This is a genomic window from Burkholderia theae (genome assembly GCF_048565265.1).
In the GTDB taxonomy this organism is placed as follows: domain Bacteria; phylum Pseudomonadota; class Gammaproteobacteria; order Burkholderiales; family Burkholderiaceae; genus Burkholderia; species Burkholderia theae.
The window spans coordinates 694983-720698 of record NZ_CP183462.1 but is presented as its reverse complement, the minus strand read 5'-3'; the positions used below and the strand labels follow the sequence as shown (position 1 = coordinate 720698).

Annotated in this window: 23 protein-coding genes; 10 read left to right on the top strand and 13 right to left on the bottom strand. The window is 68.6% G+C overall.

Going from position 1 to position 25716, the window contains the following annotated elements; translation table 11 throughout:
• Window positions 1-6 precede the first annotated feature (6 nt).
• The 5 genes from gsiC to ACN22W_RS20745 form a co-directional block, all read right to left on the bottom strand.
• Window positions 7-927, bottom strand: a complete 921-nt coding sequence (gene gsiC, locus ACN22W_RS20765) for a glutathione ABC transporter permease GsiC (RefSeq protein WP_048245480.1) — start codon at window positions 925-927, stop codon at window positions 7-9.
• A gap of 67 nt (window positions 928-994) precedes the next feature.
• Window positions 995-2557, bottom strand: a complete 1563-nt coding sequence (gene gsiB, locus ACN22W_RS20760; RefSeq protein WP_419689227.1) for a glutathione ABC transporter substrate-binding protein GsiB — start codon at window positions 2555-2557, stop codon at window positions 995-997.
• A 129-nt stretch (window positions 2558-2686) separates the two neighbouring features.
• Window positions 2687-4588, bottom strand: coding sequence for a dipeptide ABC transporter ATP-binding protein (locus ACN22W_RS20755; RefSeq protein ID WP_419689226.1), 1902 nt, complete (start codon window positions 4586-4588; stop codon window positions 2687-2689).
• A 25-nt stretch (window positions 4589-4613) separates the two neighbouring features.
• Window positions 4614-5606, bottom strand: coding sequence for an isoaspartyl peptidase/L-asparaginase family protein (locus tag ACN22W_RS20750; RefSeq protein ID WP_419689225.1), 993 nt, complete (start codon window positions 5604-5606; stop codon window positions 4614-4616).
• A complete protein-coding gene (locus ACN22W_RS20745; protein WP_129517169.1) occupies window positions 5603-6547 on the bottom strand; it encodes a MurR/RpiR family transcriptional regulator in 945 nt (314 codons plus the stop codon). The genes ACN22W_RS20750 and ACN22W_RS20745 overlap by 4 nt, the downstream gene beginning before the upstream one ends.
• Window positions 6548-7014: 467 nt before the next feature.
• Between ACN22W_RS20745 and ACN22W_RS20740 the strand changes: the two genes are divergently transcribed.
• The 5 genes from ACN22W_RS20740 (at window position 7015) to ACN22W_RS20720 (ending at window position 14819) form a co-directional block, all read left to right on the top strand.
• Window positions 7015-8286 (top strand): MFS transporter, encoded by a 1272-nt coding sequence (locus tag ACN22W_RS20740; RefSeq protein ID WP_419689224.1) that lies wholly within the window; start codon window positions 7015-7017, stop codon window positions 8284-8286.
• Between the two features lie 27 nt (window positions 8287-8313).
• Window positions 8314-10734, top strand: coding sequence for a TIM-barrel domain-containing protein (locus ACN22W_RS20735; protein ID WP_419689223.1), 2421 nt, complete (start codon window positions 8314-8316; stop codon window positions 10732-10734).
• A 115-nt stretch (window positions 10735-10849) separates the two neighbouring features.
• The gene (locus ACN22W_RS20730; RefSeq protein WP_193100755.1) at window positions 10850-12037 is read left to right on the top strand and encodes a porin; all 1188 of its coding nucleotides are present in this window, start codon (window positions 10850-10852) and stop codon (window positions 12035-12037) included.
• 387 nt (window positions 12038-12424) lie between these two features.
• Window positions 12425-14446, top strand: coding sequence for a BCCT family transporter (locus ACN22W_RS20725; RefSeq protein WP_419689222.1), 2022 nt, complete (start codon window positions 12425-12427; stop codon window positions 14444-14446).
• Between the two features lie 61 nt (window positions 14447-14507).
• Window positions 14508-14819 carry a hypothetical protein gene (locus ACN22W_RS20720; RefSeq protein WP_419689221.1) on the top strand — a complete coding sequence of 104 codons (312 nt, stop codon included), beginning with the start codon at window positions 14508-14510 and terminating at the stop codon, window positions 14817-14819.
• A 99-nt stretch (window positions 14820-14918) separates the two neighbouring features.
• On the opposite strand, the gene ACN22W_RS20715 is transcribed toward ACN22W_RS20720, so the two are convergent.
• Window positions 14919-15758 carry a class I SAM-dependent methyltransferase gene (locus tag ACN22W_RS20715; RefSeq protein WP_419689220.1) on the bottom strand — a complete coding sequence of 280 codons (840 nt, stop codon included), beginning with the start codon at window positions 15756-15758 and terminating at the stop codon, window positions 14919-14921.
• 179 nt (window positions 15759-15937) lie between these two features.
• Here ACN22W_RS20715 and ACN22W_RS20710 point away from each other — a divergent pair, with 179 nt between their 5' ends.
• The 3 genes from ACN22W_RS20710 (at window position 15938) to ACN22W_RS20700 (ending at window position 19154) form a co-directional block, all read left to right on the top strand.
• A complete protein-coding gene (locus ACN22W_RS20710; protein ID WP_419689219.1) occupies window positions 15938-17401 on the top strand; it encodes a metallophosphoesterase in 1464 nt (487 codons plus the stop codon).
• Complete coding sequence (locus tag ACN22W_RS20705) at window positions 17398-18783, top strand: cytochrome-c peroxidase (protein WP_419689218.1); 1386 nt, start codon at window positions 17398-17400, stop codon at window positions 18781-18783. The genes ACN22W_RS20710 and ACN22W_RS20705 overlap by 4 nt, the downstream gene beginning before the upstream one ends.
• Before the next feature lie 95 nt (window positions 18784-18878).
• A complete protein-coding gene (locus ACN22W_RS20700) occupies window positions 18879-19154 on the top strand; it encodes a hypothetical protein (RefSeq protein WP_048245493.1) in 276 nt (91 codons plus the stop codon).
• 180 nt (window positions 19155-19334) lie between these two features.
• Here the strand turns inward: ACN22W_RS20700 and ACN22W_RS20695 are convergent, their stop codons facing one another.
• Genes ACN22W_RS20695 through ACN22W_RS20685 form a run of 3 tightly spaced genes read right to left on the bottom strand, consistent with a single transcriptional unit; the run spans window position 19335 to window position 20533 of the window.
• The gene (locus ACN22W_RS20695; RefSeq protein WP_419689217.1) at window positions 19335-19757 is read right to left on the bottom strand and encodes a DUF6691 family protein; all 423 of its coding nucleotides are present in this window, start codon (window positions 19755-19757) and stop codon (window positions 19335-19337) included.
• Window position 19758: 1 nt separating this feature from the next.
• Window positions 19759-20193, bottom strand: a complete 435-nt coding sequence (locus tag ACN22W_RS20690; protein ID WP_419689216.1) for a YeeE/YedE family protein — start codon at window positions 20191-20193, stop codon at window positions 19759-19761.
• Entirely contained in the window at window positions 20183-20533 is a 351-nt protein-coding gene (locus ACN22W_RS20685; protein WP_419689215.1) for an ArsR/SmtB family transcription factor, read from the bottom strand. The genes ACN22W_RS20690 and ACN22W_RS20685 overlap by 11 nt, the downstream gene beginning before the upstream one ends.
• A gap of 161 nt (window positions 20534-20694) precedes the next feature.
• Here ACN22W_RS20685 and ACN22W_RS20680 point away from each other — a divergent pair, with 161 nt between their 5' ends.
• Window positions 20695-20838, top strand: a complete 144-nt coding sequence (locus ACN22W_RS20680; RefSeq protein WP_419689214.1) for a hypothetical protein — start codon at window positions 20695-20697, stop codon at window positions 20836-20838.
• Between the two features lie 43 nt (window positions 20839-20881).
• Here the strand turns inward: ACN22W_RS20680 and ACN22W_RS20675 are convergent, their stop codons facing one another.
• Genes ACN22W_RS20675 through ACN22W_RS20660 form a run of 4 tightly spaced genes read right to left on the bottom strand, consistent with a single transcriptional unit; the run spans window position 20882 to window position 24433 of the window.
• Complete coding sequence (locus tag ACN22W_RS20675) at window positions 20882-22150, bottom strand: FAD-dependent oxidoreductase (protein WP_419689213.1); 1269 nt, start codon at window positions 22148-22150, stop codon at window positions 20882-20884.
• Window positions 22147-22380 (bottom strand): 2Fe-2S iron-sulfur cluster-binding protein, encoded by a 234-nt coding sequence (locus ACN22W_RS20670; protein ID WP_419689212.1) that lies wholly within the window; start codon window positions 22378-22380, stop codon window positions 22147-22149. The genes ACN22W_RS20675 and ACN22W_RS20670 overlap by 4 nt, the downstream gene beginning before the upstream one ends.
• Window positions 22377-23504, bottom strand: a complete 1128-nt coding sequence (locus ACN22W_RS20665) for an NAD(P)/FAD-dependent oxidoreductase (protein WP_419689211.1) — start codon at window positions 23502-23504, stop codon at window positions 22377-22379. Before ACN22W_RS20665 ends, ACN22W_RS20670 begins: the two co-directional genes overlap by 4 nt.
• Window positions 23501-24433 (bottom strand): 4-hydroxyproline epimerase, encoded by a 933-nt coding sequence (locus ACN22W_RS20660; RefSeq protein ID WP_343495382.1) that lies wholly within the window; start codon window positions 24431-24433, stop codon window positions 23501-23503. Before ACN22W_RS20660 ends, ACN22W_RS20665 begins: the two co-directional genes overlap by 4 nt.
• A 266-nt stretch (window positions 24434-24699) precedes the next feature.
• On the opposite strand from ACN22W_RS20660, the gene ACN22W_RS20655 reads away from it, so the two are divergent.
• The gene (locus ACN22W_RS20655) at window positions 24700-25620 is read left to right on the top strand and encodes a dihydrodipicolinate synthase family protein (RefSeq protein WP_011547925.1); all 921 of its coding nucleotides are present in this window, start codon (window positions 24700-24702) and stop codon (window positions 25618-25620) included.
• Window positions 25621-25716 lie beyond the last annotated feature (96 nt).

Below are 25716 nucleotides of genomic sequence, written 5' to 3'. Positions count from 1 at the left end.
CGCGCCTCACTTGAACCGGATGGTCGGGTTGATGACCGCGTACAGCACGTCGACGGTCAGGTTGATCAGGATGAATTCGAGCGAGAACAGCAGCACGATCGCCTGGATCACGGGGTAGTCGCGCATCGTCACCGCATCGACGAGCAGGCGCCCGAGGCCCGGCCAGTTGAACACGACCTCGACGACGATCGAGCCGCCGAGCAGGAACCCGAACTGCAGCCCCATCATCGTGACGACCGGAATCATCGCGTTGCGCAGGCAGTGCTTGAGCACGACCATCGGCTCGTGCACGCCCTTCGCACGCGCGGTGCGCACGAAATCCTCGTTCAGCACCTCGACGAACGACGCGCGCGTGAAGCGCGCCATCACGGCCGCGACCGCGGCGCCGAGCGTCAGCGACGGCAGCACGTAGCTCCGCCACGAGCCGTCCGGCACGACCGGCAGCCAGCCGAGCTTCACCGAGAAGATCTCCATCAGCAGCATGCCGAGCGCGAACGCGGGAAACGAAATGCCCGACACCGCGATCGTCATCCCGAGGCGGTCGGGCCAGCGATTGCGCCACACCGCCGACGCGATCCCGATCGCCATGCCGAACAGCGTCGCCCACACCATGCTGACGAGCGTCAGCAGCAGCGTCGGCATGAAGCGCTCGCCGATCTCGGTCGAGACCGGCCGCTTGCTGCGCGTCGACATGCCGAAATCGCCGTGCGCGATCTTCACGAAGAAGTTCGCGAACTGGGTCGGCATCGGTTTGTCGAGGCCGAGGTCGGCGCGCACGAGCGCGACCGTTGCATCGTCGGCTTCGGGCCCGGCCGCGAGCCGCGCCGGGTCGCCCGGCAGCAGGTGCACGAACAGGAACACCAGCACCGCGACGATCGCGAGCGTGGGCAGCAGGCCGAACAGGCGTTTGACGAGGAAATTCAGCATGGGGCACCGATCGAATCAGCGCGCCGGCAGCTTGCGCCGCCGGCGCCGCGTGGCGGGCAAACCGCCGTCATTTCAGCGAGATCTCGTCGAAGTTGAACGAGCCGTCCGGCATCACGTACGCGCCTTGCAGCCGCTTGCTGCGCGCATACACGATCTTCTCCTGCACGAGGAAGATCCACGGCGCATCGGCCCAGATCTGCTTCTGCGCGTCGCCGTAGAGTTCCGTCTTCTTCGTGCGGTCGACCGTCTCGAGCGCCTTCGCGAGATCGCCGTCGACCGCGTCGCTCTTGTAGTACGCGGTATTGACGAGCTTCGGCGGCGCCGACGCGCCGGCGAGCAGCGGCGTGATCGCCCAGTTCGCCTCGCCGGTCGACGACGACCAGCCGATGTAGTACATCCGCACCGGCGCCTTCGCCGGATCCGGCGCGCTCTCGACCTTCGCGACGCGCTCGCCGGCTTCCAGCGCCTGCACCTGCACCTTCACGCCGACCTGCGCGAGCTGCTGCTGCACGAACTGGATCGCCTTCTGCGACGTCGAGTTGTTATACGCGGACCACAGCGTCGTCTCGAAGCCGTTCGGATAACCGGCCTCCTTCAGCAGCGCGCGCGCCTTCGCCGGGTCGTACGGCCAGGGGCCCAGCTTCGTCGCATAGTCGACGCCCTGCGGCACCACGCCGGTGGACGGCGTCGCGAAACCGGAGAACGCGACCTTCGCGAGCGCTTCCTTGTTCACCGCGTAGTTCAGCGCCTGGCGCACCTTCGGGTTGTCGAACGGCTTTTGCAGCGTATTCAGCGACACGAAGCGCTGCACGATCGACGGCCGTTCGACGACGTCCACCTTCGGGTTGCCCTTCAGGTCGGCCGCCTGCTCGAACGGGATGCGGAACGCGAAATCGGCTTCGCCTGTCTTCATCAGCGCGGCGCGCGTGTTGTTGTCGACCACCGGCTTCCAGTCGATCGCGTCGATCTTCGGATAACCCTTCTTCCAGTAGCCGGCGAACTTCTTCACCTTCAGGTCGTCGGTCTGCTTCCACTCGACGAACTCGAACGGCCCGGTGCCGACCGGATGCAGCGCGATGTCGCGCCCCCACTTCTTCATCGCGGCCGGCGAGATCATCACGGCCGACGGGTGCGCGAGCGTGTTGATGAACGCCGAGAACGGCTCGTGCAGCGTGACCTTCACCGTATACGGATCGACGACCTCGGTCCTCTCGATCACACGGAACATGTTGTAGCGCTTCAGGTGGTTCGCGGGATCGGTCACGCGGTCGAAGTTCGCCTTCACGGCTGCCGCGTTGAAATCGGTGCCGTCATGGAATTTCACGCCCTGGCGCAGCTTGATCGTGTAGGTCTTCGCGTCGGCGCTCGCGTCGTAGCTCGTCGCCAGCACGTTGACGAGCTTCATGTCCTTGTCGAAACCGAACAGCCCCTGGTAGAACGACTTGACGACGGCCTGCGACACCGTGTCGTTCGCGTCATACGGGTCCATCGTCGTGAACGTCGAATCCACCGCCATCACCGCGGTCTGCTGTGCGAACGCGGGTACCGCGGCCGACAGCGCGAACGCGCCTGCACCCGCAGCGAGCAGCGCGCGCGGTCGGAACATCGGGAACGAATACGACTTGCTCATCTTGTTGGGCTCCTGTGGATGATTCGGTAACGCGTGGTGGAAATCGCGGCGTGACTGCCCCCGTTCGGGATAAAGCCGCCGTTGTCTCGCTCGTGCGCAGCTGCGGTCCATATGCAACCTCCCGCACGTTCAGTACGCGCCGCCGACGCGATGCGTCGCGACGTAATGATCGGGGCCGACCGCGACCAGCGGCGCAATCACCGGCTCGTCGCCGGCCGCGCGGATCGGGCTCGGGATTTCGTCCGCCGCGAGCTGGCGCGGCGCATGCCGGCGCGCGGGGTCGGCCACGGGCACCGCGCTCATCAGCTTCTTCGTGTACGGGTGCTGCGGCGCTTCGAACACCGCGCGGCGCGGGCCGATCTCGACGATCTGGCCGAGATACATCACCGCGACGCGATGGCTGATGCGCTCCACGACGGCCATGTCGTGCGAGATGAACAGGTACGCGACGCCGAGCTCGCGCTGCAGGTCGAGCATCAGGTTGACGATCTGCGCCTGCACCGACACGTCGAGCGCCGACACCGACTCGTCGGCGATCACGACCTTCGGGTTCAGTGCGAGCGCCCGCGCGATCGCGATCCGCTGGCGCTGGCCGCCGGAGAATTCGTGCGGATAACGGCGCGCGGCCTCGGGCGGCAGGCCGACCTTGTCGAGCAGCCAGTCGACGCGCGCCTGCGCTTCGCGGCCGCTCGCGACGCCGTGCACGAGCAGCGGCTCCATGATCGAGAAGCCGACGGTCAGGCGCGGGTTCAGCGACGCGAACGGATCCTGGAAGATGAACTGGATGTTCCGGCGCAGCGCCTGCAGGTCGTGGCCCTTCAGCGCGCTGATGTCGCGGCCGTCGAATTCGATCGAGCCGCTCTGCGATTCGACGAGACGCAGCAGCGAGCGGCCGGTGGTCGACTTGCCGCAGCCCGACTCGCCGACGAGCGCGAGCGTCTCGCCCGCGCGCAGCTCGAAGCTCACGCGCTCGACGGCGTGCACGTATTGCGACACGCGGCCGAACACGCCGCTCTTCACCGGGAAGCGCGTCACAAGATCGCGCACGCGCAGGATCGGCGATGCCGCGTGATCGACGGGCGGCTGCACGTCGGCATGCGCAACGTCGTTCGCCGCAGGCGCAGCGGCGCCTGCGCCATCCACCTTGAGCAGCGGGAATTTCTCGGGCGCGTCGGTGCCCTGCATCGAGCCGAGCCGCGGCACGGCCGCGAGCAGCGCGCGCGTGTAGCGATGCGCGGGTGCCGCGAAGAGGCGATCGGACTCGCCCTCCTCGACCTTCTCGCCGCGATACATCACGAGCACGCGGTCGGCCACTTCGGCCACCACGCCCATGTCGTGCGTGATGAAGATCACGCCCATGTTCATTTCGTCCTGCAGCCCGCGCACCAGTTGCAGGATCTGCGCCTGGATCGTCACGTCGAGCGCGGTCGTCGGTTCGTCGGCGATCAGCAGCGCGGGCCGGCACGACAACGCCATCGCGATCATCACGCGCTGCCGCATCCCGCCCGACAACTGGTGCGGATAACGCGCGAACACGCGGCGCGCTTCCGGGATCCGCACGAGGTCGAGCAGCCGCAGCGTTTCCGCGCGCGCTTCGGCCGCGCTTTTCGACTGGTGCAGCGCGATCGCCTCGCTGATCTGGTCGCCGACCGTGAACACCGGGTTCAGCGACGTCATCGGCTCCTGGAAGATCATCGCGATATCCGAGCCGCGGATGCCGCGCATCGTCGAAGCGCTCGCCTGCGCCAGATCGACGAGCGCGCCGCCGCGGCGCCGGAACGCGATGCTGCCGCTCGTGATCGCGCCGCCGCCGTGCTCGACGAGCCGCATCAGCGCGAGCGACGTGACCGACTTGCCGGAGCCCGATTCGCCGACGATCGCGAGCGTCTCGCCGCGATCGACGTGAAACGACACGTTGCGCACCGCGTCGAACGTCGCGCCTTCGCGGCGGAACGTGACCGACAGGTCGTCGACGGCCACCACGCGCTGCTCGGGCAGCGTCAGGCCGGACGGGTTACGGCTCGAAGTCATGCGTGTCTCCTCGTACGATCCGGAATCAGGCCGCGTCGTCGCGGTAAATGCCGACGACCGGCGCTTCGCCGACGCGCGCGTAGCCGCGGTACATCCCTTCGGTGTTGAACGGCATCGCGACGTTGCCGTGCGCATCGACCGCGATGAGCCCGCCGCGGCCCGCCAGGCGCGGCAGCTTGTTCATCACGACGTCGTGCGCGGCGTCGGCGAGCGACGCGCCGCGATACGCGATCTGCGCGGCAACATCATGCGCGGTCGCGAGCCGGATGAACATCTCGCCGGTGCCCGTCGACGACACCGCGCAGGTTGCATCGTCCGCATAACAGCCCGCGCCGATGATTGGCGAATCGCCGACACGCCCCGGCTGCTTGTTCGTGATGCCGCCCGTCGACGTCGCCGCCGCGATGTGGCCATGCAGGTCGCACGCGACCGCGCCGACCGTGCCGTGCTTGCGGTCCGGATCGAGCGGTTCGGCCGGCTGCGGCTGCGAACTGCCGAACGCGAGCGTCGCCGCATCGTGGTCGAGCATTGGGCCGGCCGCCGCACGCGCCTTGATCCATTGCGCATGACGCGCTTCGGTGTCGAAGTAGCCGGGCTCCGCCAATTCGAGCCCTTGCGCGGCCGCGAATGCATCGGCACCCGCGCCGGCGAACATCACGTGCTCGCTCGCTTCCATCACGCGCCGCGCGGCGAGCACGGGATTGCGCACGCGCGTCGCGCAGCAGATCGCGCCGGCGCCGAGCGTCGCGCCATCCATGACCGCCGCGTCGAGTTCATGCTTGCCTTCGGCCGTATAGACGGCGCCGTGCCCGGCGTTGAACAGCGGGCAATCCTCGAGCATCCGCACCGCGACGGTGACGGCGTCGAGTGCGCTGCCGCCGTCGGCCAGCACTTGCTGCGCGGCCTCCAGGATCGCGGTCAGTTCGGCACGGTACCGGCGTTCGGTGTCGGTATCCATCGCATTGCGCAGGATCGTGCCTGCGCCACCGTGAATCGCGACGATCGCGGATGAAGTCATGATTTTTTCGGACGAGAGGAAGAAGGGTTGGCGGCCGGCAGCGCCGCTTGCGGCTGCATCAGCCACGGCAGCAGGAATTCGGTCATTTCGGCGGCGGACTTCGCGGACCGGTGCGTGCGCAGCGCGACCGCGTCGATCAGCGCCTCGATCATCGTGAGCACGGCGGCTTCCGACGTGGCCGCGAAGCGTCGTTCGGCCTTGACGTACAGGTTCAGCGACGCGATCGGCGCAAGCGGCGATTGCGGGCCGTCGGAAATGCCGAGCACCTGCGCACCGCGCGCCGCCGCGCGGCGGGCCAACTCGATCGTGTCCTTCACGTAGCGCGGAAAGGCGAGCGCGATCACGAGATCGCGCGAGTCGGCGGTATACAGGCGCCGCGCCGCGTGCGACGGGCCGCCGAGCAGCGCGAGCGACTGCACGCTGTCGTGGCACACGGACAGCCCGTGCTCCATCAGCCCGGCAAGAAACGCGCTCGACCCCGCGCCGAGGATCAGCACGCGCCGTGCGCCGACGATCGCCTCGACCACGGCCTCGACATCCGCCGCGTCCAGTTGCACGCGCGTGTTCTCGATGTTCGCGACGGCCTGGTCGAACACCGCGTCGATCCATGCGGCGCCACGTACGCCGGGCTCCTGCTCCTGCGCGGAACGCAGCCGTTCGACCGGGCCGAGCGTCGCCTCGAAGCCGCGCACGAGCGCCGCGCGCATTGCCGGATAACCGTCGAAGCCCAGCGCCTTCGCGAAACGGTTCGCGGTCGCGATCGATGCATTCACGGCCTGCGCGAGTTCGTCGATGCGCATCGTCGCCGCGCGAAACGGATTCGCGAGCACGAACTCGCCCATGCGCCGATGGATCGGCGTCATCAACGGCATCGCCGACGCGATCCGCTCGGCGATCGCGGGTTCGTCGTGACTGGCGTCGTGTGAAACGAGAGGCGTCATGCGAAGGGTCGTTGCAAGGTAGATGAAAATGAATTTACACAATAAGCGACCAAGAAAAAAATAAATTTTCACTGGGGTTGTCGCGCCTCATGCCGCGCCCGCAGATCGCCCGGTCGTCGCACAGCCCCGCCGCACGGGCATCCGGTGCGCGACCGCCGTGCATCTCCGCGCGCCGCCGCCACCCGTGCTTCGGGAAAACCCCGATCATGTTCGTTCGAATGCAAATTCACGTTGACCGGATTCGAATTCGAACATAGGATGCTCGAAAATGATCAGTCGTCAGATAACATCCCCATCCGACGACCACGGAATGTTCGCTTGAACAGCGTAATTTCGATATAAACCGGTAAAGCCGGCGCCTATTAAGATCGGACATCGTATGAATAAGCCGATAAAGCCGGCCTGACCGGACGGCTTGCATGGATCAGGCGGGCGCGCATGCCCGCCCTGCCCAACAGGAGACAGCAGTGAAGACAGTCAAGGCGTTGCGCTGGTGGATCATCGTGCTCGTATGTCTCGGCACGATCCTCAACTACCTCGCACGGAACTCCCTCGCGGTGCTCGCCCCCGAGCTGAAGCAGGTATTCGCGATCTCGACGCAGCAGTACTCGTACATCGTCGGCGCATTCCAGATCGGCTACACGATCATGCAGCCCGTGTGCGGGTTCGTCGTCGACCTGATCGGGTTGCGGCTCGGATTCGCGCTGTTCGCGATGCTGTGGTCGGTGGTCGGCGTCGCGCACGGCTTCGCGTCGGGCTGGCTGTCGCTCGGCATCCTGCGCGGTTTTCTCGGGCTGTTCGAGGCCGCCGCGATCCCGTCGGGCATGAAGGCCGTCGCCGAATGGTTTCCCGATCGCGAGAAATCCGTCGCGGTCGGCTACTTCAACGCGGGCACGTCGCTCGGCGCCGCGATCGCGCCGCCGCTCGTCGTGTTCCTGTCGATGCGGTTCGGCTGGCAGGCCGCGTTCATGGCGACCGGCGCACTCGGGTTCGTGTGGGCCGCGCTGTGGTACTCGCAATACCGGTCGCCCGCCGATCATCCGCGCATCACGCCGCAGGAGCGCGCGCTGATCCGCGACGGCCAGGCGACGATGCCGCCGGTGTCGAAGCGCCGCATTCGCGACGTCGTCACCGCGCGGCGCTTCTGGGCCATCGCGCTGCCGCGCTTCTTCGCCGAACCCGCATGGCAAACCTTCAGCTTCTGGATTCCGCTGTACCTCGCGACCGAGCGCCACATGCCGCTCACGCAGATCGCGATCTTCGCGTGGATGCCGTTTCTCGCAGCCGACGCCGGCGGCATCGCGGGCGGCTATCTGTCGCCGTATCTCGCGAAACGGTTCAGCCTGCCGCTCATCTGGTCGCGCGTCGCCGGTGTCGCGCTCGGCGCGGTGCTGATGCTCGGGCCGGCGCTGATCGGACTCGTATCGTCGCCGTACACGGCCATCGCGCTGTTCTGCGTCGGCGGCTTCGCGCACCAGATGATCTCCGCGCTCGTCAACACACTGTCGGCCGACGTGTTCGATCCCGAGGAAGTCGGCACCGCGAGCGGCTTCGCCGGGATGGCCGCGTGGATCGGCGGGCTCGGTTTCTCGCTGCTGGTCGGCGCACTCGCCGACAAGATCGGCTATGCGCCGCTGTTCGCGTGCCTCGGCCTGTTCGACATCATCGGCGTTACGCTGCTCGCGGTGCTGATCCGCGGACAGTCGAAGCAGGAACGCCTGCTCGCACGGCACGCCTGACATTCGCTCTTACCAGGAATCGCATTCATGACCTCGCTTCTTCATCCGCCCGTGTTCCGCATCGCCGGCCGGCACGCGAACCGCGTGCTGCTCGCGTCCGATGCGGGCGCGACCCTCGAGATCTTCGTGCTCGAGGACGACATCGTGCGTGTTCGCGTGCTGCCCGATGCGACGGCACGCAACCCGCGCACGTGGACGATCGCACCCGGCCTCGACGACGTGCCGCTCGACGGGCGCGACCGCCTCGACCTGGACGGCTTCGCGCTGCCCGCCTACGAACTCGCCGAAGACGACGACGGCCTGCGCATCGAAACCGCGCGGATCCGGCTCGCGGTGCGCTGGCAAGGCGGCCATTGCACGTGGTCGATGCGCGGCGCGGACGGCACGTGGCGCGTCGCGCTCGCCGACCGTGCGACGCAGGCGTACAACTTCGGCTGGTGGGACGATCGCGCGTATCACTACGTCGCTCGCGAGCGCGGCGACAAGGTGTTCGGTCTCGGCGAACGCGCGGGCGACCTGGACCGCACGGGCGCGCGCTTCGAGATGCGCAACATCGACGCGATGGGCTACAGCGCGAAGCACACCGACCCGCTGTACAAGCACATCCCGTTCTACATCACGTGGTCGCCCGACGCGTGCCAGGGGTTCGGGCTGTTCTACGACACGCTGTCGGACTGCTCGTTCGACATGGGCCGCGAGCTCGACAACTATCACGGCCCGTACCGTTATTTCGTCGCCGAGCACGGCGATCTCGACTACTACTTCATTGCGTCGCCCGATACGCCGCTCGCGGCCGCACGGCGCTTCACGTGGCTCACCGGGCGCCCCGCACGCACGCCGAAATGGGGGCTCGGCTACTCGGGCTCGACGATGAGCTACACCGATGCGCCGGACGCGCAGCAGCAGATGAACCAGTTCGTCGAGCAGTGCGACGCGCACGACATCCTGTGCGATTCGTTCCACCTGTCGTCGGGTTATACGTCGATCGGCGCGAAGCGCTACGTGTTCAACTGGAACCGCGACAAGTTTCCCGACGCGAAGGGTTTCGTGAAGCACTATCGCGACCACGGCATCCGCCTGTGCGCGAACATCAAGCCGTGCCTGCTGCGCGACCATCCCGCGTTCGACGATGCCGCCAGGCGCGGGCTGCTGATCCGCTCGGCGTCCGGCGAACCTGCGTGGGTGCAGTTCTGGGACGAGGTCGGCGCGTATCTCGACTTCACGCAGCCGGACGCATACCGCTGGTGGCGCGAGCAGGTCACGTCGGCGCTGCTCGAATACGGGATCGAGTCAACCTGGAACGACAACAACGAATACGAGATCTGGTCGCCCGACGCGATCGCGCACGGCTTCGGCCATCCGTTCCCCGCGCGTGAGGCGAAGGTGCTGCAGACGATGCTGATGATGCGTGCATCGCGCGAAGCGCAGCGCGCGCATGCGCCGGCGCAGCGGCCGTTCCTCGTGTCGCGCTCCGGCGGCGCCGGCATGCAGCGCTACGTGCAGACCTGGTCCGGCGACAACTATACGTCGTGGGAAACGCTGCGCTACAACCTGAAGATGGGCCTCGGGCTCGCGCTGTCGGGCGTATCGAACATCGGTCACGACATCGGCGGCTTCTCCGGGCCCGCGCCGTCGCCCGAGCTCCTGCTGCGCTGGGTGCAGTTCGGCATCTTCATGCCGCGCTTCAGCATCCATTCGTGGAACGACGACGGCACCGTCAACGAACCGTGGATGTATCCGGAAGTCACCGCGCAGGTCGCGTCGCTGATCAAGCAGCGCTACCGGCTGCTGCCCTACCTCTATCACCTGCTGTGGCTGTCGACGACGCGCTACGAGCCCGTGCTGCGGCCGACCTTCGCCGATTTCCCCGGCGATGCACGCTGCTACGACGAGTGCGACGACATGATGCTCGGCGACGCGCTGCTGGTCGCGCCGGTCGTCGATCCCGGCCGCACGGAACGCACGGTCTACCTGCCGGCGGGCGCGCGCTGGATGTGCTGCGCGAGCGCGCGGTCGTTCGACGGCGGCGCAAGCGTGACGCTGCCCGCGCCGCTCGACACGCCGGTGATGCTGCTGCGCGAAGGCCGCGTGCTGCCGCTGAACGTCGCGGAACAGCATTTCGGCACACGCGCCGACACGCGCGGCTTCATCGTCGCGCCGCGCATCGAGGACGGCGTCGCATACGGCGAATGCGTCGAGGACGACGGAGAGACCGAAGCGTGGCGCGACGGCGAATACGGACTGTGGCGGATCGAAACCGGCCGCGAGGCGTCGGGCACGCTCGGCGTGTCGGTCCGCTGGGACGGCCGCCCGGGCCGCCCGGCCGACCACGTCGAAATCCTGCTGCCCGCGTCGCTGCAAGGCCCGGTCGCCGTGCGCGGCGCACGCGTCGAGCAGGAAGCGCAGGACGGCGCATGGCGCCGCATCGGCGTCGCGCTCGACGACTGATACGTCAAGCACTGTACCGATCAGGCGGGCCGTTCGCGCGGCCCGCCGCCCGCCACAGAGGAGGTCGCCAAGCCTCCCGCCCCGTTGAACTGATGAAGAGATCTGGAGATCGACAATGAAAGTACCCGTCAACCGCTTTGCAATCCTGATTTTATCGGCCGCATCGCTCGGCTCGACCGCCGCCCGCGCACAGAGCAGCGTCACGCTGTACGGCGTCGTCGACGATTCGCTCGCGTACGTGAACAACCAGCAGGGCCATTCGAACATCTACATGCGCGACGGCAACCTGTATGCATCGAAATTCGGGCTGCGCGGCGACGAGGATCTCGGCGGCGGCACCCATGCGATCTTCGATCTGCAGTCCGGCTTCAACCTGAACACCGGCGCGCAGGCCGCCGCCGGCACGATGTTCAATCGCCAGGCATTCGTCGGCCTGCGCAACGATCACTACGGCACGGTGACGGCCGGCCGCCAGTACACGCCCTACTTCCTGTTCGTCGGCCCGTACGCGTCGAGCAGCTGGCTGACCGGCGCGACGGGCGCGCATCCGGGCGACATCGACGGCCTCGACACGACGATCCGCGTGAACAACTCGGTCACCTATACGTCGCCGATCTTCGGCGGGCTGAGCGCGAGCGCGATGTACGCTTTCGGCGGCATTGCCGGCGCGACCGGCAAGGGCAACACGTTCAGCGCCGCGCTGCGTTACGCGAACGGGCCGATCGGGATCGCGGCCGGCTACCTGCGCATCAACAGCTCGGGCTCGTCCGCGGGCTTCCTGAACCCGGCCACCGCGCCGTCGGGCAGCTTCGCGGTGTCCGTGCTGAACCAGGGCTACCTGACCGCGAAGGCCGTCGAGCAGGTCGCGGCAGCCGGCAACTACACGCTCGGCGACCTGACGATGGGCGTCAACTATTCGAACGTGAAGTACCTGCCCGGCAACGGCTCCGCGTTCACGGACACGGCCGTGTTCAACACCTACGGCGCACTCGCCGCGTACCGCTTCACGCCGGCGTTCTCGGTGGCCGGCGCGTTCGCGTACACGCTCGCGTCGAAAGCGAACGGCGTCCCGAACGCGGCCCGCTACCAGCAGTATTCGCTGAAGGAGTCGTACAGCCTGTCGAAGCGCACGACGCTCTACGCACTGCAGGCGTACACGCATTCGAGCGGACAGACGCTCGGCGCGCAAGGCGCAGGCCACGTCATCGACGCGGCGCCGATCGTCGGCGATTCGCAGCAACTCACGCCGTCGACGACGCACGGCCAGTTCGTCGGCATGGCCGGGATCGCCGTCACTTTCTGAGCGCCCCCAGACCTGTCGCTTCGCGCCAGGCCCCCCGAGGGGGTCAAGAAAACTTGGGGCGGCCCGGCGTTTTCTTGAGACCCCGCACGGCAGCGCCTTCCGCGCGCTGCCCCGCCCCGGACAACGCGCACTTCGCGCGCGCCGTCCGGGCGCCTGCTGTACCCCCACCGCAGCGCTTTCCTCGTTCCGTCCGCCCGCCGCGCGAATCACGCGGGTTTTCTCGATCGCCCCAATACCTTACAATTCGTCAGGTTGATCCCTTCTGCATGCCCCTTCTTGCAGTCCTGACACCGCGGTACACTCGACGCACGCCGTATCAGGGTCCGACGCGCGACGCGCGCGCCGGGCGGCGTCGCGCCTCGTTGCGCCCACAACTGGATGCCCGCCATGCCAGATTCCCGTCCCTCGCCCCGCACGACATTCAAGCCGCAGGTCGTCCTGCCCGCGCTCGCGGTCATCGGCGCGCTGCTCGTCGTGTGCGCGCTGCGTCCGAGCGAAGCCGGCGCGCTGTTCTCCGCCGGCCAGCAATGGGTCATCGCGCGTTTCGACTGGTTCTACGTGCTGGCCGTCACCGGCTTCCTCGTGTTTCTCGTGCTGATCGCCGCGAGCGGCTTCGGCAACATCCGGCTCGGCCCCGACGACGCCGAACCCGAATTCAGTTTCGTGTCGTGGACAGCCATGCTGTTCGCGGCCGGCATGGGCATCGGCCTCATGTATTTCGGCGTCGGCGAGCCGATGCAGCATTTCCTGAAACCGCCGACCGTCGCCCCCGGCACGCCCGCCGCCGCGCGCGAAGCGATGCTGATGACCTTCTTCCACTGGGGCTTCCATGCGTGGGCGATCTACGGGCTGATGGGGCTCGTGCTCGCGTACTTCGGCTTTCGCTACAACCTGCCGCTGACGCTGCGCTCGGGGCTGTATCCGGTGCTGCGCGAACGCATCAACGGCTGGATCGGCCACACCGTCGACGCGTTCGCGCTGGTCGGCACCGTCGCCGGCATCGCGACGACGCTCGGCTACGGCGTGATGCAGTTGAGCGCCGGCCTGCATACGGTTGCCGGCTGGGACACGGGCAGCAACGTGTTTCGCATCGGGCTCGTCGCGGTCGTCGTGATCCTGGCGGGCGTGTCGGCCGCGACCGGCCTCGACAAGGGTGTGCGTCGGCTGTCCGAGCTGAACCTGCTGCTGGCGTTCCTGCTGCTCGCGTTCGTGGTCGTCGCGGGCCCGACGGCGTTCCTGCTGCGCGCGCTCGGCGACAACATCGGCCAGTACCTGTCGAGACTCGTCGACCTGTCGTTCCGCACGTACGCGTATGCGCCGCCGCGCGAGGAAGGCTGGTTCGGCGGCTGGACGATCCTCTACTGGGCGTGGTGGATCTCGTGGTCGCCGTTCGTCGGCATGTTCATCGCGCGCATCTCGCGCGGCCGCACGATCCGCCAGTTCGTGATCGGCGTGCTGCTCGTGCCGACCGCGTTCAACCTCGTGTGGATGACCGTGTTCGGCAACAGCGCGATCTGGCTCGATACGCACGGCGCGGCCGGCGCGCTCGCGCAGACGGCCACCAACGTCGACGCGCTGCTGTTCCGCTTCTTCGATTTCCTGCCGCTGCCGCAACTGCTGTCGATCGTCGCGATCGTGCTGATCGCGGTGTTCTTTGTCACGTCCGCCGATTCGGGCGCGTTCGTGATCGACCAGATCGCGACGCGCGGCAATGCGCACTCGCCCGTCTGGCAGCGGCTGTTCTGGGCCGCGCTGCTCGGGGTGACGGCCGCGGTGCTGCTCGTCGCGGGCGGTCTCGGTGCGCTGCAGGCGATGACGCTGATCGCCGCGCTGCCGGTCGCCATCATCATGCTCGCGCTCTGCTACGGGCTGTGGCGCGGGCTCGCGGCCGACCGCGCACACTATTCGCAGGACGTCGCGCCCGCGACGACCTTCTGGACCGGCCAGCACTGGCGTCACCGCCTGACGCACATCCTGCGGCAGACGACCGAGGCCGAGGCACGTCAGTTCGTTGCCGAGACGGTCGAGCCGGCGCTGCGCAAGGTCGCCGACGAACTGCGCGTGAGCGGCGTCGATGCGCACGTGCAGCGCGACAGCGACGACGCCGTGCGGCTCACCGTGCCGACCGCCGAACACCGCGATTTCGTGTACGGCGTGCGCGTGACGGTGAAATCCGCGGCCGCGTTCCTGATGCGCGAGGCGGCCGAGCCGGAAGCCGCGCGGGCGCACGTGTACGGGATCGTCACGTTCTTCGAGGACGGACGGCTCGGCTACGACGTCGAATACCTGCGCGGCGACGAAGTGATCGCCGACGTGCTGCGCCAGTACGAACGCTACGTATCGCTCGCGGGCGACAAGCGCACGCATCTGCTGAGCCGCGCGCCGGGGCACGCGACGGAGGCCGAATGAACGCGCACGCTGCAGCCTTTACAACGCCGCGTCGGTCCGCCACGCTCGACGGAGCCACGCGATGAGCTGGCTCCTGCAAAGCCGCTCCGCCGACATCGTCGCGCTCGGCACGCTCGCGTTGCTTTATCTCGGCGGAGCCGGCATCGCGCTGTGGCGCATCCGGGCCGCGGCGCCGCGCGGCAAGGTCTACTGGGTCGTCTGCATGATGCTGCTGGCAGGTGGCGCCATCGCGATGGGCGGCAACCTGTCGCCCGCGCCGAACAGCGGTGAAATGCCGCCCGGTTTCGCGCTCGGCGTCGAAGCCGTCCTGCTCGGCCTCGCGTTCGTTGCCGGCGGTTGTGCGTGGCTGATGCTGCGCAACCGGCGACGCTGACGCGCGCACGTCGCGCGGCCCGGCTTCATCACGCGCGAACGGCAACGCGCCGGGCGGCCCGGCCGCCGCCCCTTCCCCGATCCGTTTTATCGCAACGCGTTACGCACGCGCCGTCACGAGCCAGCACGCTGCGTCGAAGCACACGTCCGCGCCGTGGATGTAACGCTCGAACGCCGCGCGCACCATATCGACCACGCGCCGCCGGGTTGCGTCGTCCGTCTCCAGCAGCGCGAGCCCGACCGGTCCCAGCCGGGCGATGTAGTCATCCAGCGCCGGCTCGGGCAGCACGCATGCCATCTCGACCGGCTCGATCTCGACGTCGGCCCAGCCGCTGTCCGACAGCACCGATGCGATCCGCTGCCGATCGCCGAACGCGAACTGCCCCGGCGCACCGGGCCGTCGCGCGGGCAGGTTCGGCAGCAACGGCGCGGCGGCCCGCTCGGCCGTCGTCATGAACGGGTTGTCGGCCGCGCTGCGCCACGCGACGAACCGCATCTGCGCGTTCGGCCGCGCCGCGTGCCGAAGGTTCGCGAACGCCCGCACCGGATCGTCGAAGAACATCACGCCCAGGCGCGACACGATCAGGTCGACGCTTGCGGGCGCGAACGCATGTGTCTGCACATCCGCGCGCACGAAGCTGGCGTGAAGGTCGCTACGTTCGGCGCGTGCCTGCGCGGCATCGATCATCCTGGCCGAGATATCGATGCCCGTGCATTGCGCATGCGCGCCGAGCCGGCGCGCGATCGCGAGCGTGACTGCACCCGTGCCGCAGCCGACGTCGAGCACGCTGCGCGCGGACGACGCGGCCGCCGCATCCGCGAGCAGCGTCTCGAACGGCGCGAACATCCGGTCGAGCGACGCCTGCGCATCGACCCAGGCGCGCCCCGACGGGCCGTTCCACAGCGCGAATTGTTCGTCGTTGGGCCGGTTGGTTTCCATCGTCGATTCCCCTTCTGGTTCATTGATCATGAACCGGACTGTGCCGCTTCAAGCCGGCTTGAGGTCAAGGCCCCGGCGGCAACCTGCCGCAGCGGTCCCGACCCGGCTACGCGCCCGGTCTTTTCATATTTCTTACATTCGCGCTGCGTATCGTTGACGACTTTCCTACGGTGCCTCCCATGCGACGACTCTTCCCGCGCGCACTGCACGTGCGCTGCGCCCCTCTTGTTGTCCTCGCCGCGCTCTCCGCGTGTTCGAATCACATCGATACGCCGGCCGATCCGGCCAGCGCGTCGGTCAACGTCCAGGCCGCATGGGTCGAGATCGGCGACGCGAACCAGGCGATCGCGCGCGTCATCACGAACTACACGCCCGCGTCGGCCAGCGAGCCGCTGTGTCCGCAACTGACCGTCGACGGCAAGCTGTCGCGCATGACGCTGCGCGCGGGCGCCGCGACCGTGGCCCAGCGGCCGACCGCCAGCGATCCGTCCGACTCGAAGCCGTCGAGCTTCCCGGTGTCCATCTGCGAGACGACGCTGCCGGCCGACGCGCAGGCGGCGAGCGTCGCGGGCCGCACGCTGCCGCTGCCGAAAGCGCAGCCGCAGCGCATCGCGATCATCGCCGACACGGGCTGCCGGATGAAGAAAGCCGACAACGCGTGGCAGGCATGCAACGACGCGACGGTCTGGCCGCTCGACACGATCGCGGCCAGCGTCGCGAAGCTGTCGCCCGACCTGGTGCTGCACGTCGGCGACTACCACTATCGCGAGAACGCATGCCCGCCGGACATCGCCGGCTGCAAGGACAGCCCGTGGGGCTATGGCTGGGATACGTGGCAGGCCGACCTGTTCCGCCCGGCCGCACCGCTGCTCGCGAAGGCGCCGTGGGTCGTCGTGCGCGGCAACCACGAGGAATGCGCGCGGGCCGGCCAGGGCTGGTTCCGTTTCCTCGATCCGCGCCCGTATTCGGCCGCCCGCTCGTGCGACGATCCCGCCAACGACAACGACGCGAACTACTCCGAGCCGTATGCGGTCTCGCTCGGCAGCGGCTCGCAGGTGATCGTGTTCGACACCGCGAAGGTCGGCCGCACGCCGCTCAAGACGACCGACGCGCAATTCCGCATCTACCAGAAGCAGTTCCAGACGGTGGCATCGCTCGCGTCGAAGGCCGGCATGACGACGACGATCTTCACGAACCATCATCCGATCCTCGCGTTCGCGCCGATCGCCGGCAGCACGCCCGCGCCGGGCAACCTCGCACTGCAGTCCGTGATGTCGAGCCTCAACGCGCAGGCGTACTACCCGCCCGGCGTGCACGTCGCGCTGCACGGGCACGTGCACGACTTCCAGGCGATCAATTTCTCGTCGGGACACCCGGCGACGATCGTGTCCGGCAACGGCGGCGACAACCTCGACGTCGCGCTGCCCGACCCGTTCCCGGCCGGCCTGACGCCCGCACCGGGCGCCGTGATCGAGCGGCTGTCGCACAACAACAGCTTCGGCTTCCTGATCATGGAGCGCAACGCCGCCCCAGCGACGGGCTGGGTGTTCCGCGCGTATTCGGCCGCAGGCAAGCTGCTCGCGTCGTGCAACCAGTCGGGGACGACACTCGCTTGCGACAAGACGGGGTTCATTGCGCCGTGAGTGACGAGGTTCGATGTGACGGCCGCGTTGCGCGCGGCCGGCAAACGCTGCAGGCGCTTGCCGCGGCCGTGCTCGCCGGCCTGGCGCTCGCGGCCCATGCCGCGCCGGCCGATACGGTCCTGCTCCCCGGCGCGCCGCCGTCGCGCGTCGTCGACACGATCGGCAACGGCACGCCGCAGGTGACGGGCAAGATCGACGCGGCCACCGCGCGCTTCGCGCCCGACCCGACACTCGTCGCGCTCGGCCGCCGGATCTTCTTCGACCCGCGGCTGTCCGAGCCGCGCGGCATGTCGTGTGCGGGCTGCCACGATCCGGGCCGCGCATTCGCGCCGACACTGTCGGCCGCCTCGCTCGCGGGGCCCGGCGTGCCTGAGGGCAGCCGGCACGGGCGTTTCAGCCAGCGCAATGCACCGTCGCTGCTCTATGTGCGCTACGTGCCGCGCCGCCACTTCTACCAGGACGACGATGCGCCCGCGCCGTCGCCGTTCGGCGGCCTGTTCAGCGACGGCCGCGCGGATACGCTCGCCGAGCAGATCCGCGGGCCGCTGTTCGATTCGAACGAGATGAACAACCGGTCGCCGGCCGCGCTGCTGCGCAAGGTCAACGCGACCGAGCTCGCACCCGATCTCGCCGCGCGTTTCGGCGCACCGGTGCGGCGCGATCCCGAACAACTGGTGCGCGCGCTGGGTTCGGCCGTCGAGGCTTATCTGCAGAGCGACGAGATGGCGCCGTTCACGTCGCGCTTCGACGCGTTCCTGCGCACGCGCAAGCCACTCGCGCCTGCCGAGATGCGCGGCCTCGCGCTGTTCCGGAATCCGGACAAGGGCAACTGCATGACCTGCCATACGCTGTCGGAGACCTCGAGCCGCCCGGAGCGCTCGCTCTTCACCGATTTCGGTTATGACGCGATCGCGGTGCCGCGCAATCGCGCGCTGCCGGCGAACCGCGATCCGCGCCATTTCGACAACGGGCTGTGCGACACCGCGCGGCGGCTGCGCTGGCCCGAGCCGACGCAATGGTGCGGCTACCTGCGCACGCCGGGGCTGCGCAACGTCGCGGTCAAGCAGACGTTCATGCACAACGGCGTGTTCACGACGCTGCGCGATGCGGTCGCGTTCTACAACACGCGCTCGACCGACCCCGGTTTCTGGTACCACGGCGCCACGACGTTCGACGACGTGCCGGCCGCCTATCGCGGCAACATCAACGTCAATTCGACGCCGATGAATCGCCGGCCCGGTACGCCGCCCGCGCTGACCGAGGCGGAAATCGACGACATCGTCGCGTTCCTCGGCACGCTGACCGACGCGCGCTATGCGGGCATCGCCCCGCCTGCTGCTCCCGCCGCGCGGATCACCGGAGCCGCCGTGCCGGCGCGTTGACCCTGGCCGAACGGCCAATCGCACGCGCCCGCTTGCAGTCGCCTCATATACTGGTTATATTTACAGTACTGTATTTATGAACAGTGAGGTGCGCGATGGAACATCTGGTCCGTATCGTCAACGACACCGATCGCCAAGTGCTGGCGTGGCTTCGCGCGCAGGCCGGCGATGCCCGCGTCGAGCGCGCGGCGCGCCAACTCGGGCATACGCGGAAGCCATTCCCGTCCGCCGTATGCCGGTACCTGGGCATGAGCGTGCCGGCTACGCTGCGCCCGGCTACCCAGCCGCGCGCCGCCCGCGATTTCTCGGTCGGTGATCGTTACCTGTCGCTGATCCGCCAGCACCTCGCCACGCACTCGGCTGGCCGCTGACATGGCGGCGTTCGGCGGCCGCGGTGGGTCGGCATGCCGGCGCACACGGGCGAGCCTGGCCGGCAGCCGCCGTGCTGGCGCAGTCGAGGCGACGAGCAGACGCATTCCGCTTCAGCCCTCGTCATCCGGTGATGACGGCATCGACCACCGCTACCGGTCCGGCACGCGGCGGCCATCGCGTCACCGCGCGCTCCTGCGCCGCTCGGCCCATTCGAATACCGCCATCCCGGCCAGCATCGCGACGAAGAACACGATCCCCTTGGCCGATCCGAGGCCGATCGACACGATCGCGGGCCCCGGGCAGAACCCGGCGATCCCCCAGCCGATGCCGAACACGGCGCTCCCGGCGACCAGGCGCACGGTGATCGCCCGCAGGGCCGGCAACTGCATCGGCAAGCCGAGCCACGACCGCGTCCGGCGCTTTGCCCAAGCGAACGCGAACACGGCCACGCCCGTCGCGCCGGCCATCACGAACGCGAGTGACGGATCCCAGCGGCCCGCCAGGTCGAGAAAGCCGAGCACCTTCTGCGGATTGGCCATGCCCGACACGATGAGGCCGACGCCGAACAGCAGCCCCGCCAGAAACGCGAATCCTGCCTGCATGTCAGCCTCCCAGCACGTGCCGCCGCACGAATACGGTCACGAAGCCCGCGACCATGAAGACTGCCGTCGCGACCACCGAGCGCAACGCACCGCGCGACATCCCGCACACACCGTGGCCGCTCGTGCATCCGCCTGCGTACCGCGTGCCGATCCCGACCAGCAGCCCGGCCGCCAGCAGGTCGAACCAGCCTGCATCGACCTGCGGCGTCAAGCCGGCTCCGGCGACGCGCATCACCAGCGGTGCGACGATCAGCCCGGCGACGAATGCAACGCGCCAGTCGAGCTCTCCCGCGCCCGCCGTGAACAGGCCGCCGACGATGCCGCTGATGCCGGCAATCCGGCCGTTGAACGCGACGAGCCACGCGGCCGCCAGCCCGATCAGCACACCGCCGGCCAGCGACAGCCACGGCGTGAAATGAATCGCATCAAGCTGCATCGCGCGCCCCCTTCGCGGCCGGGCCGCAGAACTGTTCGTACAGCACGCCCATCACCGCGATCGCGGCCGGGCTGTCGAGCGAATAGTGGATGTTCTTGCCTTCGCGGCGCGTACGGACCAGCGCGTTGTCCCGCAACACGCCGAGCTGCTGCGACAGCGTCGGCTGGCGGATGTCCAGCTTCGTCTCAAGATCGCTCACGCAGCGCTCGCCCTGTGACAGTTCGCACAGCAGCAGCAACCGGTCGGGATTCGACAGCACCTTGAGCAGCGCGCAGGCCGATTCGGCGGCTGCGCGCATCTGGTCGGGCTCGGGCAGCCCGGCGGGAAGATCGTCGTTCATCAGCGCAGGAGAACAATTAAAGAATCAATATTATATCAACTTATATAATATTGATTCTGGCTGCTTGCCTGTCAGCGACCTTGTGCCCTCCTCGGACCTGTTCAGGTTCGCTCGCCCGCGTCGCTTCGGCGCGCACCACGCTGAGCGCCAGCCTCTTGCCAATGAAGCGCCAAAGTCAGCGCGCGGTGTCGATGGTCTGGCACCCCGACAGCGCGAATCGCGCGGCCGTGGCCGCGACGATCGAGCGCCTGCGCGCCTGTGCGGCGCCTCAGATGGGCGGATGGAAGAAAATGAAGGTGGAGTGAATGGCGCGGCCCGGCGCGAACCGGGCCGCTTCGCCGTGACGCGTCACGCGCCGTCGCACGACGCCGCGCCGTCCAGCATCAGCGTGCCGACCCGCGCGGGCACGAGCGGCGTGCGCGGCGCGGGCGGCGTCCAGCCGAACAGCGCCTGCGCAGCCGCACCGCACACGCGGCCCTGGCACGCGCCCATCCCGCAACGCGACTGCAGCTTCGCGGCCGTCCAGCCCGGTTCCTGTGCGACCGCATCGAAACGCACATCCTCGCAGCGGCACAGCAGCGTATCGGGCCGCGCGAGCCGGCGGATCGGCTCGCGAATCGCGAAACGCTCGCGTACCGAATCTGCAAAAGCCTGCCAGTGCGCCCGCCGCGCGACGAGCGCAGCCAACGGCGCCGTCTGCCCGGTCGCCGCATAACCGGCAATTTCACCTTCGACCATCGCCAGCTCGCTGCCGCCGACGCCCGTGCACTCGCCGGCTGCGAAGTGCCCGTCGCGGCTCGTGCGCTGGTGCGCATCGACCGCCACCGCGCCGTTCTCGATCCGGCAGCCGAGATGGCTCGGCAGCACGGTGTTCGGCACGAGGCCGAAACCGCACGCAAGCCGGTCGCAATCGACATCGAACTCGCGATCGCCGTGACGGATCCGCACGCGTTCGAGCCGCTTGTCGCCGAACGCTTCGACAACGTGCGCATCCGGCCGATAGACGGCCGTCACGAGCTTCGCGGCCTGCGCGAGCTTCGACGGCCAGCGCCACAGCCCCGCGCCGAAGCCGGCCACGTCGCCCCAGGCTGCCTGTTCGAGCACGTGCGACACGCGCGCGCCGGCCTGACGGGCCGTCGCCGCGCTCGCCAGCAGCAGCGGCCCGCTGCCCGCAATCACCGTGCGCTGCCCGCGCACGTCGAGGCCGTATTTGATCAGTGCCTGCAGGCCGCCCGCGCCGGTGACGCCCGGCAGCGTCCAGCCCGGAAACGGCAGCAGCAACTCGCGGGCGCCGCAGCAGAGAATCAGCGTCCGGTAGTCGAGCAGCAGCCCGCGTTCGTCGTCCTCGAGCAGCAGCGTGCCCGGCTGCGTTTCGGCGACGATGCGCGTCGCCGCGAGATGCGTGACGTTCGGTTGCCGCAATACGGCGAGACGTTCGGCGGCGGCCGGCGTCGGCGCGGCAGTGGCCGCCTGCCGCCAGATCTGCCCGCCCGCACGCGGGTTGTCGTCGACGATCGCGATCGTGGCACCGCTCTTTGCGGCAGCCCGCGCGGCCGACAGCCCGGCCGGGCCCGCGCCGACGATCGCGACGTCGACGCTCAGTCGTTCCTGGTTCATCGCGTGCGCTCCACCTGCATCCCGTCGCGGCACAGCGTCTGGCAAGCCAGCCGGCGCCGGCCGTCGATCGTCATCCTGCACTCCTGGCAGATGCCCATTCCGCAAAACGGCGCACGCGCCGCACCCGTGCACGACACGCGCATCGTGTCGTCGCCGCTCGCCGCGACCGCGGCCGCGACGGTCGCGCCGTCTGCCACCGTCAGCGCGCGGCCGTCCAGATGAATGATCATGTCAGCGCTCCGGCTACGGGGGACGCGGTCAGGAAGCGTCCCGGCAAATACGGTTCGATCTCGATGGCCGGCCGTTCGCCGGTCATCAGCGCGGCAACGAGCCGCGCGCTGCCCGGCGCCGTCGTCACGCCGAGCCCTTCGTGCCCGACCGCGAGCCACACGCCCGGCCGCGCCGGGTGCTCGCCGAGCAGCGGCAGGCCGTCGGGGCTCGCCGAACGGAATCCCGTCCATGCGCGGATCCCGTTCAGGTCGGCCAGATCCGGCAGATAACCGACCGCGCGGCGCAGCATGCGCGCGAGCACGGGCGGCTCGACGCGGGCATCCTCGGTGTCGAATTGACGCGACGAGCCGATCAGCAGTTGTCCGGTCGGCCGCGGCTGCACGTTGAACGCGACCGACGTGCCGTCGCTCGCGTGTGCGCTCGCCGCATAACCGAGCTCGACGAGCTGGTGCGACACCTGGCCCGGATAGCGGTCGGTAATGAGCAAATGGCCTTTTTTCGGGCGCAGCGGCAGCTCGGGCAGCAACGTGCGGGCCGCAACGCCGTTCGCGACGACCACGCGTTCCGCACGCAGCGTGTCGCCGCTCGCGAGCGTCACGCTCGGACCATCGACCGCAACGGCCCTGTCGCGGCGCAGCGTGATGCGCGGTGCGCGCTGCAACAGCCAGTTCGCGGTGACGGGCGCATAGAGAATCGCGTCGCCGGGAATCTTCAGCGCGCCGCCGAGGCCCGCGCGCAGCATCGGCTCCAGTTGCGCGAGCGTCGCCGCGCCGATCAGCTCGCCCGCCACGCCGTGCGCGGCAAGCGTCGCCTGCTTCGCGCGGGCCAGATCCATCTCGTGCGCATCGGCCGCGAGCCACAGCGTGCCGCAGTTGCGGTACGCGCAGCCTTCCGGCATCTCGCCGCTCAACGCGCGCCACAGCTCGATCGAGTAATGGCTTAGCGCGAGCTCGGCCGCGTTGTCGTCCATCGCGACGAGGTGGCCCATCCCCGCGCCGGTCGCGCCGCCGCTCGCGTCGTCGACGACGAGCACGCGCAGCCCGCGCTGCGCGAGTTCGTGCGCGCACGCCGCGCCGACGATGCCGGCGCCGATCACGACGACGTCGGTCCTTGTTTCGCTCACGACACGATGCCCCAGCCGAATGGATCGTCTTCCTCGATCAGCAGCGTTGCTTCCGCGCTCAGGTGCGCGCTGCCGCGGATGGTCGGCACGATACCGCCGTCGGCCTGCTCGTAGCTCGCCTGGAACACGCTGCCGATCACGCTCGCCTGCCGCCACACCGCGCCCGGCGCGAGCTTGCCGTCGGCCGCGAGGCACGCGAGCTTCGCGCTCGTGCCGGTGCCGCACGGCGAACGGTCGTACGCGAGGCCCGGGCACAGCACGAAGCTGCGGCTGTCGTGCGCGGGATCGTCGGCGAACAGCTCGATGTGGTCGATCTCGCCGCCGTTCGCGCCGGTGATGCCCGCGCGTTCGAGCCCTTCGCGCACGGCCGACGCATACGCGGTGAGCGCCGCGACGTTGTCGCCGGCGACGCGCTGCCCGTGATCGCTGATCAGGAAGAACCAGTTGCCGCCCCACGCGATGTCGCCCTTCACGGGGCCGTAACCCGGCACGTCGACCGCGACGCCCTGCGCGTGGCGATACGCGGGCACGTTGCGCACGCTGACCGACAGGTCGTCGTGCAGCGTCGCCTCGACGGTGCCGACGGGCGTTTCGATCCGGTGCGTGCCGGGACGGATGCGCCCCATGTGATGCAGCGTGCGCACGACGCCGATCGTGCCGTGCCCGCACATCCCGAGATAGCCGCTATTGTTGAAGAAGATCACGCCGGCCGCCGCGTCGGGCGACACGGGCTCGCACAGCAGCGCGCCAACCAGCACGTCGCTGCCGCGCGGCTCGAGGATGCACGCGGTGCGATAGCGGTCGTGCTCGCGCGCGAGCACGTCGCGGCGCTCGGCCATCGTGCCGTTGCCGAGCGACGGAAAGCCGGACACGACGAGCCGAGTGGGTTCGCCGCCCGTGTGCGAATCGATGATCTGGATGCGCTTCATCATGAGCCGTCCGAAGTGGGGAATGGAGAAGTGGGGAAAGGAGCATAGCTTCCTCCGTCGCGCGTCCGTCCGCTTGTGGCTTTTCGATAAGGACGACGACGAAATCGGCATAGTACGAAGCGCCCTTCGCACGCCGCCCGGCCGCTGTGCCGATTTCGTCATTTTGCTCCGCGATACGACTCAAGCGTGATGGGCATTTGCGCGGCGATACTGGTTGCCACACCGACACACCTGTCGGCCGACCGATACGAACGTAGGAGATTTCAGTGAGCCGCAAAGCCATTCAGTGGACCGGGGTTTTCCCGGCCGTCAGCACCCAGTTCAAGCCGGACTTTTCCCTCGACATCGACGCCACGCACCGCGTGGTGAAGAACCTGGTGAACGACGGCGTGTCGGGCCTCGTGGTCTGCGGCACGGTCGGCGAAAACACGTCGCTGTCGACGAGCGAGAAACTCCAGGTGATCGAAGCCGCGCGCGATGCGGCCGGCGGCAAGATTCCGGTGATCGCCGGCATCGCCGAATTCACGACCGAATTCGCGCGCAACACGGTGCGTGAAGCCCAGCGCGTCGGCGTCGACGGCGTGATGGTGATGCCCGCGCTCGTCTACTCGGCGAAGCCACACGAAACCGCCGCGCACTTCCGCGCGGTCGCGACGAGCACCGACCTGCCCGTGATGGTCTACAACAACCCGCCGATCTACAAGAACGACGTGACGCCCGACGTACTGATCGCGCTGCAGGACTGCGAGAACATCGTCTGCTTCAAGGATTCGTCGGGCGATACGCGTCGCTTCATCGACCTGCGCAATGCGGTCGGCGATCGCTTCGTGCTGTTCGCGGGCCTCGACGACGTCGTGGTCGAGAGCATTGCGGTGGGCGCCGAAGGCTGGGTGTCGGGCATGTCGAATGCGTTCCCGAAGGAAGGCGAGACGCTGTTCCGTCTCGCGAAGCAGAAGCGGTTCGACGAAGCGCTCGCGCTGTACCGCTGGTTCATGCCGCTGCTGCACCTCGACGCGCGCCCCGATCTCGTGCAGTGCATCAAGCTGTGCGAAGAGCTGGTCGGCCGCGGCAGCGCGATCACGCGTCCGCCGCGCCTCGCGCTGCAGGGCGACACGCTCGCGGAAGTGAAGGCAATCGTCGCGAAGGCGCTCGAAACGCGCCCGGCATTGCCCGACGTCGGTCTCTGACCGATTCTCCCCGGCGGCGGCGCAAGGCTTTCCCCCTCGCGACGCCGTCTCCGGTCCGGCATGGCCCGCACGGGCCCGCCCCGGTCGTTCGAACCG